This window comes from Streptomyces sp. S465 (assembly GCF_026898115.1).
Taxonomy (GTDB): domain Bacteria; phylum Actinomycetota; class Actinomycetes; order Streptomycetales; family Streptomycetaceae; genus Streptomyces; species Streptomyces luomodiensis.
Window position 1 is genome coordinate 1,283,345 of record NZ_CP114036.1, and the last position, 13,034, is coordinate 1,296,378.

The 13,034-nt window shown below is 72.8% G+C and carries 13 protein-coding genes and 1 pseudogene; 5 read left to right on the top strand and 9 right to left on the bottom strand.

Annotated features, from left to right (window positions below; translation table 11 throughout):
* Positions 1 to 44: 44 nt before the first annotated feature.
* The 4 genes and pseudogenes from N6H00_RS05415 to N6H00_RS05430 form a co-directional block, all read right to left on the bottom strand.
* Positions 45 to 350: pseudogene (locus tag N6H00_RS05415) on the bottom strand (ATP-binding protein); the annotation flags it as partial.
* On the bottom strand, positions 302 to 1,060 hold the full coding sequence (locus N6H00_RS05420) for a hypothetical protein (protein ID WP_268970413.1): 759 nt from the start codon (positions 1,058 to 1,060) through the stop codon (positions 302 to 304). The gene N6H00_RS05420 and the pseudogene N6H00_RS05415, both read right to left, overlap by 49 nt.
* 361 nt (positions 1,061 to 1,421) lie before the next feature.
* Positions 1,422 to 2,510, bottom strand: coding sequence for a hypothetical protein (locus N6H00_RS05425; protein ID WP_268970414.1), 1,089 nt, complete (start codon positions 2,508 to 2,510; stop codon positions 1,422 to 1,424).
* Positions 2,511 to 2,748: 238 nt separating this feature from the next.
* Complete coding sequence (locus N6H00_RS05430; protein WP_329618660.1) at positions 2,749 to 3,054, bottom strand: copper chaperone PCu(A)C; 306 nt, start codon at positions 3,052 to 3,054, stop codon at positions 2,749 to 2,751.
* A gap of 28 nt (positions 3,055 to 3,082) precedes the next feature.
* Between N6H00_RS05430 and N6H00_RS05435 the strand changes: the two genes are divergently transcribed.
* Positions 3,083 to 3,739, top strand: a complete 657-nt coding sequence (locus N6H00_RS05435) for a maleylpyruvate isomerase N-terminal domain-containing protein (RefSeq protein ID WP_268970415.1) — start codon at positions 3,083 to 3,085, stop codon at positions 3,737 to 3,739.
* Positions 3,740 to 3,803: 64 nt separating this feature from the next.
* Here N6H00_RS05435 and N6H00_RS05440 read toward each other — a convergent pair whose 3' ends face one another.
* A complete protein-coding gene (locus N6H00_RS05440) occupies positions 3,804 to 4,397 on the bottom strand; it encodes a TetR/AcrR family transcriptional regulator (protein WP_268970416.1) in 594 nt (197 codons plus the stop codon).
* Positions 4,398 to 4,487: 90 nt separating this feature from the next.
* On the opposite strand from N6H00_RS05440, the gene N6H00_RS05445 reads away from it, so the two are divergent.
* Entirely contained in the window at positions 4,488 to 5,627 is a 1,140-nt protein-coding gene (locus N6H00_RS05445) for an acyl-CoA dehydrogenase family protein (RefSeq protein ID WP_268970417.1), read from the top strand.
* On the opposite strand, the gene N6H00_RS05450 is transcribed toward N6H00_RS05445, so the two are convergent.
* Positions 5,605 to 6,306 carry a flavin reductase family protein gene (locus N6H00_RS05450; protein ID WP_268970418.1) on the bottom strand — a complete coding sequence of 234 codons (702 nt, stop codon included), beginning with the start codon at positions 6,304 to 6,306 and terminating at the stop codon, positions 5,605 to 5,607. The genes N6H00_RS05445 and N6H00_RS05450 overlap by 23 nt on opposite strands.
* Positions 6,307 to 6,479: 173 nt before the next feature.
* Here N6H00_RS05450 and N6H00_RS05455 point away from each other — a divergent pair, with 173 nt between their 5' ends.
* On the top strand, positions 6,480 to 7,448 hold the full coding sequence (locus N6H00_RS05455; protein WP_268970419.1) for an alpha/beta hydrolase fold domain-containing protein: 969 nt from the start codon (positions 6,480 to 6,482) through the stop codon (positions 7,446 to 7,448).
* A gap of 627 nt (positions 7,449 to 8,075) precedes the next feature.
* A complete protein-coding gene (locus N6H00_RS05460) occupies positions 8,076 to 8,342 on the top strand; it encodes a GlsB/YeaQ/YmgE family stress response membrane protein (protein WP_268970420.1) in 267 nt (88 codons plus the stop codon).
* 41 nt (positions 8,343 to 8,383) lie between these two features.
* On the opposite strand, the gene N6H00_RS05465 is transcribed toward N6H00_RS05460, so the two are convergent.
* Entirely contained in the window at positions 8,384 to 9,196 is an 813-nt protein-coding gene (locus tag N6H00_RS05465; RefSeq protein WP_268970421.1) for a helix-turn-helix transcriptional regulator, read from the bottom strand.
* 71 nt (positions 9,197 to 9,267) lie between these two features.
* Between N6H00_RS05465 and N6H00_RS05470 the strand changes: the two genes are divergently transcribed.
* Positions 9,268 to 9,984, top strand: coding sequence for an SDR family oxidoreductase (locus N6H00_RS05470; RefSeq protein WP_268970422.1), 717 nt, complete (start codon positions 9,268 to 9,270; stop codon positions 9,982 to 9,984).
* 77 nt (positions 9,985 to 10,061) lie between these two features.
* On the opposite strand, the gene N6H00_RS05475 is transcribed toward N6H00_RS05470, so the two are convergent.
* Both N6H00_RS05475 and N6H00_RS05480 read right to left on the bottom strand, forming a co-directional pair.
* A complete protein-coding gene (locus tag N6H00_RS05475) occupies positions 10,062 to 11,669 on the bottom strand; it encodes an MDR family MFS transporter (RefSeq protein WP_268970423.1) in 1,608 nt (535 codons plus the stop codon).
* A gap of 122 nt (positions 11,670 to 11,791) precedes the next feature.
* Complete coding sequence (locus tag N6H00_RS05480; protein WP_268970424.1) at positions 11,792 to 13,027, bottom strand: glycosyltransferase; 1,236 nt, start codon at positions 13,025 to 13,027, stop codon at positions 11,792 to 11,794.
* Positions 13,028 to 13,034 lie beyond the last annotated feature (7 nt).

Consider the following 13,034-nt stretch of genomic DNA (forward strand, 5'->3'; position numbering starts at 1 on the left):
CCACTCGTAACGCCCGCCCGCGACCGGGGAGTTATCGGTCCAGGTCAGTCCGGGGAGAGGTCCTGCTCGACCCAGACCGTCTTGCCTTCCGTGCTCTGCCGGGTGCCCCAGCGCGTCGCCATCTGGGCGACCAGCATCAGACCGCGGCCGCCCTCGTCGAAGACCGGGGCTCGCCGCAGATGGGGCGCCGTGCTGTTGGCGTCGGAGACCTCGCAGACGAGGCCGCCGCGGTCGCGGATCAACCGCAGCCGCATGGGTGGGCGGCCGTAGCGGATCGCGTTGGTGACCAGTTCGCTGACGATCAGCTCGGTGGTGAAGAGCGTCTCCTCGAGACCCCAGGCGAGCAGTTGCCCGGGCCAGCGTTCCCGGCGGTCCGCTCCGCGCGCAGCTCGGCCGCCGCCCGCCCTACGACCTCCTCGGCGCGGTAGTCCAGCAGCCGCCGGGCATCCTCGCTCCACCCGGTCACCACGCCGTGGTCGTCGACGGTGGCCGTGGCCAGGCCGGGGGCGCCGGGCGAGGGGTTCCGGCCGGACGCGGCGGGCGGTGGCGTCGGGGGCGTCATCGAACATCGTCCCGCGGCCCGCACCATCTCGGTGGGCAGCTCCATGGACCGGGTCCGGGTGCGCTGCGCGAAGCTGTCGATAGACGTCCGCTTGGACGTGATGATCAGGGCCAGGAGCGAGGCCGGCGTCCGGCAGCGCCAGAGCCTGAGCCCGTCCGGGGAGTCCATCCGCAGCTGCACCCCCAGCCGCTCCGCGCCGTTCATCAGCGGCAGCCAGACGGACAAGCCGCCCGCGTCCTCGTCCTCGATCCGCACCGAATCGGTGCGGAAGGCGAGTCCGGCCAGGGAGTCGTCGAGCTCCAGCCGCGATACGTCCTCCTCGATCGGCATCAGCAGCCGCTGCTCGAGGCCGACCAGGTAGATCACCGCGTGGCCGGTACCCATGGCCTCGGCATAGCGGTCCAGGGCCACCGGGAGCTCCACCGGTGATGCCTCGTGGGTGGCCCGGAGCAGCTCGTCCAGCGACTGCTCAGCAGTCTCGGCCGAGGTTCGACACACTCGCGTCCACCATGCGCTCCGCCATACGGCGGCGGGCCGCCCGGCGCCCTGGGGACGGCGGCCGGCTCGCGCACGGCCGCCTCCGGCTTCGGCGACCCCGCCGACGTCGAAGCGCTCACTCACCGGATGCCGATGACGGCTCAAGGAGCTTGCTCACGACAGCCGGGTCGATTCCGTAGCCCCCGACCCACTCCGCCCGCCGGCGCTGAGCAGCGCCGGCGACGGTCCATTCGGCCTCGAAGCCGGGCCGCCCCCGCCGAACTGGAGCGTGGCGAGGTGCTTGTTGATCGTCATGCGGTTGCTCCTCACTTGCGTGCTCCAGTTCGTCTCCGTCATCTCGCTCGCCCCGGCCCACCGGGACTCAGCCAAGAGGGGGCGCGGTGCCGGACTCGGCCTCTTCGCGTCTGCGCTCCACCTGCTCGCGGCGCAGCCTCTCCCGTTTGCCGTAGGCGGCGCGGCGGACCGCTTCGTCGCTTTCGAACTCCGAGCCGAGCGCTCCGCCGACGATGGCCGCCGAGCTCGCCAGCCACGCCAGACGCGCGTAGTCGCCGAATCCCACCGGGCGCTTCACCTGATTCGCCAGCACTCCGCCCTCGATGAGGAACGACGCCACCGCGAAGTCCACCACGAAGAGCCCGAGGAGACCCCCCAGGACGCCCAGGGAGAGGGTCACCACCGTGGAGGCGTTGTAGAGCGCGGCCTTCTCCCGCTCCTGGCGGGATGGGGAGTCGGGGCGCTCCCACAGATGCCGGTGGACGATGAGCCAGGCCACCATGGTCGCCGTGGAGAAGACCGACACCACCGCGAGCCGCTCGATGGCGATCGCGGTGGACACGTTCCAGAGGGTTCCGTTGACCAGGACGACGGCGCTGGTGGCCAGGGCGGCGGCGAGCGCCTTCGCCAGGGCGGGAATCAGCCGCCAGGGGGTGTTGGCCCGCACCATGCCCAGCAGCAGGCGCAGCCGCCCCCGCGCGGCGGATCCCACGATCCGTAGATCGATGAGGTCCTTGTCCGCCACCGCGCGCTTCAGCGGGGCGGTCCGCTCCGGGACCACAGGGCCCCTGTCCACCCGCATCAGATCCCTCACCAGCCGGACGATCGAGCGGCGCAGCCGCCGTCGCAGAAGGATCCCGCCGAGCGCGGGCATGGACACCAGGGCCACCCGGTCCGCCGTGTCCGCGTCGACCGCCAGTGGCCTGCCATCGCCGTACAGGGGAAGATCGGTGAGGCAGATGGCGATGTCCCAGGCAGCGCGGATCTTCCGCTCCCGCGTCACATCGAGGATGCTCGCGCTGTCGAGCAGGGCGGCGGGCATGGGATCGCGGACGACCTGCACGGACCACCTGACGTTCGGGTCGATCTGCTCGGAGAGCAGGCCGGGCAGGTCCCCGGCCAGTTCCTCCGCCAGCTCCGCGGGTGCGTCCGGATCGGCGACGAGGCCCACTGTCATCTGCGGTGGCGGCTCACCTCCGGCGTCGTGAGTTGGCTCGCTCAACCCGTCCCGCCTTCCGCTACGTCATGGCCAGGCCCGCGCCGCCTCACGGTAACGGGACGTCCCCGCGGTGGCGCGGAGACACGGCGCCTCTCCCACGGTTCGGCGAACCATTCGCTCCGCCCCGGGGACCCAGCCCGCCGCGGTGCTGGTGCCCGCCGGTCTGCTGACGGCACTGTGGCCGCCCTGGGCGTGCTCACCTGTCGCCGGGACGCACCACCACGGCGCTGGCCTCGACACGTCCGCTGTGTTCGAAGCGGAGGGTGAAGGGCACCCGGTCCCCGGCCCGCCAGCGGGCCGTGGCCGGGACGGTCACATCGCTGGTGAACGGTGACATGTCGAGCGTGCCGCCCGCCGGAACCGGCAAGGAGTCCGCGATCTGCCCGGAGGCGGCTCCCCGCGCGGCCGCATGTCGTGACCAAGACGTGGGCCGCCCAACCGGACAACCGGTAGTCCGGCCCGGCGGAGCCCCCGCCCGTCCCGCCGAAATACGTTTGTCCAGCCTTCCGGCGTCGCACTACCGTGCCGCCGTGGATGCCTTCTCACGATCGTGGACGGCGTTGCGCACGGCGGTCGCCGCCCTCGCGGACGGGGATTTCGAGCGGTCGTCCGGCTGCTCCGGCTGGCTTGTGCGGGACCTCGTCTGCCACCTGATCATCGACGCGCAGGACGTCCTGATCACCCTCGTCACGCCCGCCGGAACGGAGCCGACCGTGGACGCGGTGACCTACTGGACCGTCGCGGACCAGGCGCCCACCGGCAAGGACCCGCTCGACGCGCTGACCGTCCGGCTGGCCGCCGCGTACCAGGAACCGCGCCTGCTCACCTTCCACCTCGACGACGTCGGCTCCGCCGCCGGACGCGCCGCGGAACTCGCCGACCCGGACGCCCGGGTGGGCACCCGCGGCGAGGTCATCACCGTGGGCGACTACCTCACCACGTACGTCCTGGAATGGACGCTGCACCACCTCGACCTGATCGCCCACCTCCCGGACGCGGCGGAACCGCCCGCGGAGGGTCTGGCCCGGTCCCGAGCGCTGCTGGAGAAGATCGCCGACGGCGCGTTCCCCGCGTCGTTCAGCGACCAGGACGCCCTGCTGGTCGGCACCGGCCGCCGGGCACCGACCGGCGCGGAGCGGGCCGAACTCGGCGCACTGGCCGCGAGGCTGCCGCTCTACCTGGGCTGAGCCTCGCTACCCCGGCGCAGCCGCTCCACCTGGACCTGTACCGCACCCGTGCCGCCCCATCGCGTCACGTGGGGAGGCTCAGGCCCGCCGTGACCAGGGCGGCCAGCTCGGCGTAGGCCTCGCTGTCCGACAGGCCCGTGCTCGCGGCCACCGCGCGGCGCTGGATGCGGACCATCTGCGCCGCCACGAGGTCGGCGACGAATCCGGCGTGCGCGTCACGGAACGCACCCTCGGTCACGCCGTCGTCGATCAGCTCGCCGATCCTGCGCGCCGCGGCCCGGGTGTTGCGCTCGTAGACCTCGGCGGCCGGCGCGAACGAGGCGAGATCGTCGAAGAACCGGGGCGAGGCGACGGCGAGTTCGGCCGCGACCGCGTTCAGGTACGCGGTGATCCGGGCGGCCGGGGACAGGCCCTCGGCCGCGACGGCCCGTTCGACCCGCTCGGTCGCGAAGCGGAAGAACCGCACCACGGCCGCGCGGACCAGTTGTTCCTTGCTGCCCGCCAGCGTGTAGAGCGTCCGCTTCGAGCAGTGCAGGCGTGCGGCGATGTCGTCCAGGGTCAGCTGGGCGAAGCCTTCGGACAGGATCAGCCGCACGACGCCGTTCTCGAGCTCTACGCGGCGGGCTTCTCCACGGCGTACAGGGGCGCTGCTGGTCACCTTCCGATCGTCTCATGGACGGCGAGTGAGCCTTATCGGTACCCTTGTGAACACCTCAGTACCGATGACGGTACCGATATGGAGGCTTCCATGAGCGTGGACCGACTCCTCCCCACCCAAGAGGCCGAGGACCTCATCGCGTTGACCCGCGATATCGCCGACAAGGAGCTCGCGCCCCGGGCCGACCAGTACGAGCGCCGGGAGACCTATCCGGAAGGGCTGTTCACGACCTTGGGCAAGGCCGGTCTGCTCGGCCTCCCCTACCCCGAGGAGTTCGGCGGCGGCGGTCAGCCGTACGAGGTCTACCTCCAGGTTCTCGAGGAGCTGGCGGCCCGGTGGGCCGCGGTCGCCGTGGCCACCAGCGTGCACGGCCTCGCCTGCTTCCCGCTGGCCACCTTCGGCACCGAGGAGCAGCGGCAGCGGTGGCTGCCCGGCATGCTCACGGGAGAGGTCGTGGGCGGCTACAGCCTCTCCGAGCCGCAGGCCGGCTCCGACGCCGCCGCCCTCGCCTGCCGCGCCGACAAGGAGGGCGACGGCTACCGGATCACCGGCACCAAGTCCTGGATCACCCACGGCGGGCGCGCCGACTTCTACGCACTGTTCGCGCGCACCGGCGAGGGCAGCCACGGCGTCTCCTGCCTGCTCGCCCCCGGCCGGGCCGACGGCCTGTCGTTCGGCAAGCCGGAGGAGAAGATGGGCCTGCACGCCATCCCCACCACCACCGCCCACTGGGACGGCGCCCTGCTCGACCACGACCGCCTCATCGGCGCCGAGGGCCAGGGCCTCCAGATCGCCTTCAGCGCGCTCGACTCCGGCCGGCTCGGCATCGCCGCCTGTGCCACCGGGCTCGCCCAGGCCGCCCTCGATGTCGCCGTCGACTACGCCAACGAGCGCACCACCTTCGGAAAGAAGATCATCGACCATCAGGGCCTCGGGTTCCTGCTCGCCGACATGGCCGCCGCCGTCGACTCCGCCCGCGCGACCTACCTCGACGCCGCTCGCCGCCGCGACCTCGGCCGTCCCTACAGCCGGCAGGCCAGCGTCGCCAAGCTCATCGCCACCGACGCCGCCATGAAGGTCACCACCGACGCCGTCCAGGTCCTCGGCGGCTATGGCTACACCCGTGACTTCCCGGTCGAGCGCTATATGCGCGAGGCCAAGATCATGCAGATCTTCGAGGGCACGAACCAGATCCAGCGCCTGGTCATCAGCCGCGGCTTCGCCCGCTGACCCCGCCCCGTCCTGGCGAGGAGGTGGTGCGGGGAGTCTGGGTGCGGTAGCTGTGGCCGAGTTCCGGGCCGAGTCCGAAGTAGTGCCGGAAGTTGTAGATGAGCGGGCTCCAGGCGGCCGGGTCGATGTAGTCGGTGCCGGGCACGACGATCCGGGGGTCGGCGTGGACCTTCGCCACCCCGGCCTCGACGATGACGAATTCCCCGGCGACGTCCGGCCGCACCCGCTCGGCGCGGGCCTCCAGCTGGACGGGGCATTCGGCGACGCGAGGCGGCCGGACCACATGGGACGGCTCCTCGGTCAGGCCGGCCGCACCGAACTTGTCCGGTGCGAATCGACACCCCTCCGCCTTGGTCGGGGGCACCGGGTTCCGGCCGGTCAGCGGCGCCAGCCGCTCCACCGCCCGCCACTGGCCCGGGGCGGGCAGATTGATCACCAGCTCGGGCCGGCTGCGCAGGTTCCGGGCCGTCTGTCCGTCACGGCCCAGTCCGAGCACCACCGTGTGCCCCAGCGCCCACGCGGAGGAGATCGGGGCGAGATTGGCCGAGCCGTCCATGTTCTCCGTCGACAGGAGCACCACGGGTGTCCCGAAGTACAGGACACTGGGCTCGATCGCCATGTGGCGGGCGGCCTCCCGTGCGGTGTGCCGGGGTGCGGTGTGCTGGGGTGCGGTGTTCATGGCGTGGAGCCTAGGAGCCGGACGTTTCGGCGGCCGCCGAAGTCCGGGTGACCGGTTCCGGGGCGGTGTCGACGACCGGCCGCCGGGCTTTGTGTACCGGCCCTCGAGCGGGACACGGGAGGCTGTGAGGACCGCCGGGGCAGCGGCCCCGCCGTCCTCGAACGGAGTCGACCATGGCCTATACGCTCGACCCCGAGCTCGCCGCGGTGCTGCGAGTCCTCGCCGAGCAGAGCGGTCCCACTCCCCCTCCCCCGCCCGAGCGCGACGACTGGCGGGCGCTGCGCGCCCGGGGAACCGCCTCGATGGCGTGGCTGGCCTCCCTGCTCCCCGCCTATCCCTCCGGCTATCCCCTGGTGAAGGCGGTCGCGCACACCGTGCGCTCCCGGGACGGGGCGGAGATCCCCGTCCGCTGGTACGAGAAGGCCGACTCCACGCCCGGTTCGGCGGTCGTCTACGCCCACGGCGGAGGGATGGTCGCCGGCAGCGTCGACCTCTACGACTCCGTCATCGCCGGGTACGTCGAGGCGACCGGCGTGCCGTTCCTGTCCGTGGACTACCGCCTGGCCCCCGACGGGGCCACCGGCACCGGCCCGGTCGAGGATGTGTTCGCCGCGCTGGCCTGGCTCTCCGACCGGTCGGCCGGGTTCGGGGTCGACCCCGGTCGCATCGCCGTCATGGGGGACAGCGCCGGGGGCGGACTCGCCGCGGGCACGGCGGTCCTCGCCCGGGACCGAGGGGTTCCGCCCGCTCGTCAAATCCTGCTCTATCCCATGCTCGACGACCGCAACCTCACCCCGGATCCCCTGCTGTCGCCCTACGTCGCCTGGACCTGGGACGACAACTGGACCGGCTGGCACGCCCTGCTCGGCGAGGCGTTCGGCACCGATGACGTGCCGCCGGCGGCGGCGCCGGCCCGGGTCGCCTCCGTCGAGGGGCTGGCGCCCGCCTATGTCGAGGTCGGAGAGCTCGACATCTTCCGCGCCGAGGCCGTCGGCTACGCCCAGCGGCTCGCCGACGCCGACGTCCCCGCCGAACTGCACGTCCACAGCGGGGCCATCCATGAGTACGACCGTCTCGCCCCCGACTCTCTCCTGGCGCGCCGGGCCATGGCCGACCGCCGGCGGGTGATCTCCGCGCTGTGAGAGCCCGTTCCGGGGCGGAGCCGGGACCTGGTCAGGCTCCCCGCTCCGGGTCGCTTCGCCGGCCCGCCGCGCTCTCGCGCAGGGAGCCGATGAAGACCCCGGCGGCGGGGGGTGAGGGCGTGGTCGGCCATGCGGACGGGCCGGATGCGGCGCACCGGGGCGGGCGGCCGCGGCGGCGGCACGCCGACGCCGGGCCGGATGCCCCCCAGGGCCAGGGCCAGGGTCGGGGCCTGCACCACGTCCAGACCGGCGGCCACCATGGCCCGCGCCTCCTGGTCGTCGTGTGCCTCATAGGCGCTCTGCGGTGCGCAGCCGACCGCCCGGCAGCCGCGGACCAGGGCCTCGGCCGCCGGATGGCGGTCGGCACGGTCCGCCACGGGCGCCGCGCACGGTCAGCCGCGCCTCCGGGTGGGTGTCGCGGAAGGCGATGACGGCGGGCGGCAGCAGCCGCGCCCTGGCCGACCGCGGGGAGCGGTGGCGGTCATCGAACCGCGCCGGGCCACCTGGGCGAGGAGCGGGATGCCCGTCCCCGCCATCGGCTGAGCCGGGCAGGCATGGTGTCCGCCCTCTCGGGCATCCGATGATCAAGCCGGTCCGGCCCCATGGCACGACAAAGGGGACGTCAACGTGAGTATCGTCAGCTGGATCATCCTCGGCCTGCTCGCCGGGGTGATCGCCAAGATCCTTCTCCCCGGACGTGACCCCGGCGGGCTGGTCGGTACCACGGTCATCGGCATCGCGGGGGCGTTCGTGGGCGGGTGGATTTCCGCGCGGTTCTTCGACCGTCCGGTCCAGAAGGAGTTCTACGACCCCACCACCTGGGGCGCGGCGATCGGCGGCGCCTTCGTCCTGCTGGTCGTCTACCGCCTTCTGTTCGGCCATTCACGGAACTGACGGCTGACGGCGCCACCCGGCACAGGGACGGGCGCGGGGCGTCAGGACGCCGCCGCGCCCGCGAGCCGGCGGATCGTACGGGCGGAGGGGGATCCGGGGTCGGCCGTGATCAGGACCACCTCCTGGTCGTCCTCGGGCACGAGCAGCACATCGCAGTTCAGCCGGAGCGGGCCGGCCGTGGGGTGGGCGACGGTCTTGGACCGGTGTCCGGGCGCGTGGACCGGACGCTCCTCCCAGATCTGCCGGAACTCCTCGCTGCCGGCGCGCAGCTCGCCCAGCAGTCCGGTGAGCGCCGCGTCATGGGGGTAGCGGTCGGCGGCCCGGCGCAGCCGTGCGACCACGATGTGTCCGAACTCCTCGGCGCTGGAGCTCTCGTACGCGTGGCCCTGGCCCAGGAAGCGGCGGCGGGCGAGGTTGGGGTGGCGGCCGAGGTCGTCGCCGAACAGGGCCTGCGCCAGCGGGTTCCAGGCGACCACGTCGTAGGCGGCGTCGGTGACGATCGCCCCGGTGTCGGGCAGCCGCCGCAGCAGCTGGGCGACGTGCGGACGCACCCGCCGCACCGCCCGGACGCCCGGCGGTGCGCTCGTCCCCGCGAGCCGGAACAGATGGCTGCGCTCGGCGGACGCGAGCCGCAGCGCCTGCGCGAGCCCGTCCAGGATGCGCGGTGACGGCCGGGGGCCCCGGGCCTGTTCGAGGCGGGTGTAGTAGTCGACCGACATATGGGCCAGCTCCGCCACCTCCTCCCGCCGCAGCCCCGGGGTGCGGCGGTGCGGGTCGGCGGGCAGACCGATGTCCTGGGGGCGCAGTCCCTCGCGGCGGTCCCGCAGGAAGCGGGCCAGTTCCTGTCTCGCCATGCTGCCTCCTTCGGCTGCCTGGTACAGGTTGTCCCTGGCAGGGGCGGCACGGCCAGGGAATCGTTGCTGTCATGAACGATCGCACAGCACTGGTCACCGGTGCCAACAAGGGCATCGGCAAGGAGATCGCACGCCAGCTCGTCGCCGAGGGCTTCACCGTCCACGTGGGGTCCCGCGACGCCGACCGGGGGCGGCGGGCCGTCCAGGAGATCGGCGGCGACGCCCGGCTCCTGGTGCTCGACGTGACCGACCCCGACAGCATCGCCACGGCCGCGGCGCGGGTGGAGCGGCTGGACGTGCTGGTCAACAACGCGGGCATCATGGTGGACGGCAAGACGGCGCCCGAGGCGGACCTCGACAGCTTCCGCCGGACCTACGAGACCAACGTCTTCGGTGTGCTCGCCGTCACCAACGCCTTTCTGCCGGCCCTGCGCCGCTCGGCGGCGCCCCGGATCGTCAATGTCTCCAGCGGCACCGCCTCGCTGACCTGGAGCGCGGATCCGGAGCACCAGTTCGCCGTCGCCGCCGGATCGGCTGCGGCCTACCGCTCGTCCAAGACCGCCCTGAACGCCCTGACCCTCTTCTCCGCGCAGACCCTGGCCGCCGAGGGGTTCAAGGTCAACGCGCTGGCCCCCGGGCTGCGCGCGACCGATCTGAACGCCCGCGCCGCCGCGAGCGACGGTGACCCGGCCGAGGGCGCGGCGGGCGCGGTCCGGCTCGCCCTCCTCCCGGACACCGGGCCCACCGGCGGCTTCTTCTCCTGGGACGGCACACCGGCGGCCTGGTAGACCGCCGGTGTCACGCGGACCGCGCGGCGGCGGGGGCGCCACCGCGCGGTGTCCGCCGCCGGTCCCGTCGGCTCGGGTCAGTCGGCGGAGAGCTGGGTGTTCGGCACCCGCCAGGCGGCGATCACGAAGGCGATCAGCGCCACCGCGGCGCCGGCGAGGAAGACCACGCGCATGGCGCTGACATAGCCCTCCAGGAACGGCTGCGCCACGCCCGGGTCGAGGTGGCCGAGGAAGGCCGAGTCCTCCAGGTTCACCCCGCCGTCGGCCCGTACGACACCCTTCAGCGCGTCGGCGTTCGCCGGTTCCTCGGCGAGCCTGCGGAACGACGCGTCCTGACGGGCGGCGGCCCAGTGCTCGCTGATCCGGGAACCGGCCAGGGAGAAGAGGATGGACAGGAAGGCGGCGGCGCCCACCGTGCCGCCGTTGGAGCGGAAGAAGTTCACCGACGCGGTGGCCGCCCCCATGTCCCGGCCGGGCACCTCGGACTGGGCCAGTGTGGTGATCGTCTGCATCGCCGCGCCGAGGCCCGCTCCCATGAACAGCATGCCGATGGAGACGTACCACAGCGGGCTGTCGTCCCGCAGCGTGGCGAAGACCAGCATGGCGACGGTGAGCGAGCCGACGCCCGCCACCAGATGGACCTTGAACCGGCCGGTCCGGGACATCAGCCGGCCCACCACCAGGGTCACCGTCACGTTCGCCGCCATGGTGGGCAGCGTGGCCAGGCCCGCCCCCATCGGGCTCATCCCCTTGGCCAGTTGGAGATAGAGCGGGAGCGTGGTCATGGCGCCGAACATGGCGATGCCCACGGTGAAGTGCAGCACGGTGCCCAGCCGGAACGCGCGGATGCGGAACAGCCGGACCGGTAGCAGCGCGGCGTCTCCCATCCGCCGCTCCAGCAGGACGAAGGAGACCAGGCCGGCCAGCCCGATCGCGTACATCGTCAGCGCCCGCGGCGAGCCCCAGCCCCAGCCGCGCCCCTGTTCGGCGACGAGGAGCAGCGGCACGATCCCGACCGCGAGGGTCAGCGCCCCGCCGTAGTCCAGGCGGTGGCGTACGGGGCGGTGGGGTACGTGCAGCACACGCAGGATCACCACGATGGCGAGGATCGCCAGCGGCACGTTGACCAGGAAGATCCAGCGCCATCCGTCGATGCCCAGCAGGCTGGCGCGCTCGGCGAACACCCCGCCCACCAGGGGGCCGACCACGCTGGAACTGGCGAACACCGCCGTGATGTAGCCCTGGTAGCGGCCGCGCTCCCGGGGCGAGGTGATGTCGGCGATGATCGTCATGGCGAGGGACATCAGCCCGCCACCGCCGAGGCCCTGGACCGCCCGGAAGGCCGCGAGCTGGTGGATGGAGGTGGCGAACCCGCACAGCAGCGATCCGAAGGTGAACAGCACAATCGCGCTCAGATAGACCGGCCGGCGGCCGTAGATGTCGGACAGCTTCCCGTACAGCGGGGTGACGATGGTGGCGGTGACGAGGTAGGCGGTGGTCACCCACGCCTGGGCGGTGAGGCCGTGCAGATCGTCGGCGATGGTGCGCAGCGCCGAGGAGACCACGGTCTGGTCGAGCGCGGCGAGGAACATGCCGAGCACCAGCCCGGACAGCACGGTGACGACCTGACGGTGTGTCAGCCGGGCCGGGGCCTCGGGCTCGGTGGTGGTGGATGAGGACGACATACGTACTACCTGCGTACCTTCTCTGCCGCGCGTGGGAAGCGGGGGAAACGCCGCGCGTGGGGGGAGCGGGGGAAACCGGGACCGGAGCCCGGACGCGGGGTCCGGGCTCCGGCGGCGGGGTGTTATCCGGCGATCTTCTCCAGGTCGGGGACCGCGCTCTCGATCTCCGGCAGCGCCAGCATCTCCAGCCGCGCCCGGCGGGCCGTGGCCCGGATGCCGTCGTCGGCCAGCACCTCACGGCAGACGGCGGCGATGCCGTCCGGTGTGGTGTCGGTGATGTGCCGGCCGAGGCCGAGCTCCTGGACCCGCCGTGCGTTGCCGGGCTGGTCGCCGAACTGGGGCAGCACCGCCAGCGGGGTCGCGGTGCGCATCGCTTCGCGGATGCTGTTGAAGCCGCCGTGGGTGAGGAACAGGTCCACGGACTCCAGCAGCAGGGGCTGCGGCAGCCGGTCGGTGATGTGCACGTGCGCGGGCACCCCGTCGGTGTCCACGGGGATGCCGGAGGTGGAGAGGACGACGGTGCACCCCTCCAGTTGGGATATGCCCTGGACCATGGCGCGCAGCGTGTCCACCGGGTCCGGCATCGGCATGACCGACGCGGAGGCGTCCGCCTCGCGTGCCTGGTCGCGGATCATGGGCATCGCGGTGCCGATGGCGGCGAACACCAGCGGGCGGTCGGTGGGCAGTTCGGCGACCCAGCGCGGCAGCACGGCACCGCGGTCCACGTCCACCGTCTGCCGGTAGGCCCAGGACGCCGGCAGGTGCTGGGAGAAGGAGAAGGCCGGCGGTACGTAGTCGATGCGTCCGTGCGGGACGAGTGACGCCGGGTCGTCCGAGGTGGCCAGTCCGTGCCGGTCCCGCAGGACGTTGAGACCCGGCAACAGCACCGCCGGATCATAGGTGTTGGCGCTCCCGGACGGGGTGGACAGCTGGGGTATGCCGAGGGTTTCGGCGACGAGACAGGAGCCGAGGTCCATGCCGTCGCGGAGAATGAGGTCGGGGCGGAAGTCGCGGGCCTGCGGGAGCACGGCGTCCAGCAGCGTCGAGGCCATCTGGCCGGACAGGACCTTGGTGATGACGCGCACCTGGAACGCCTGCCGCTCCTGGGCCTCCATCCGGTCCAGGTCCGGCGGACCGTCGGGGCCGGCCTCCTCGGCCAGCGCGGAGCCGAGGAAGGACCCCGGGTTGAGGTCGTCGAAGCCCGCGGTCACCCGCACATCGTCGCGTTCGAAGACGGGGGCGAGGGTGGGGGTGGTGACCACCAGCACCTCGTGGCCGGCCGCCGCGAGGGCTCGGGCCAGGGGGAGTTGGGCGCGGCCGTGGGAAGGGCTGCCGAGCGTGGTGAACAGAACCCGCAACGCAGGG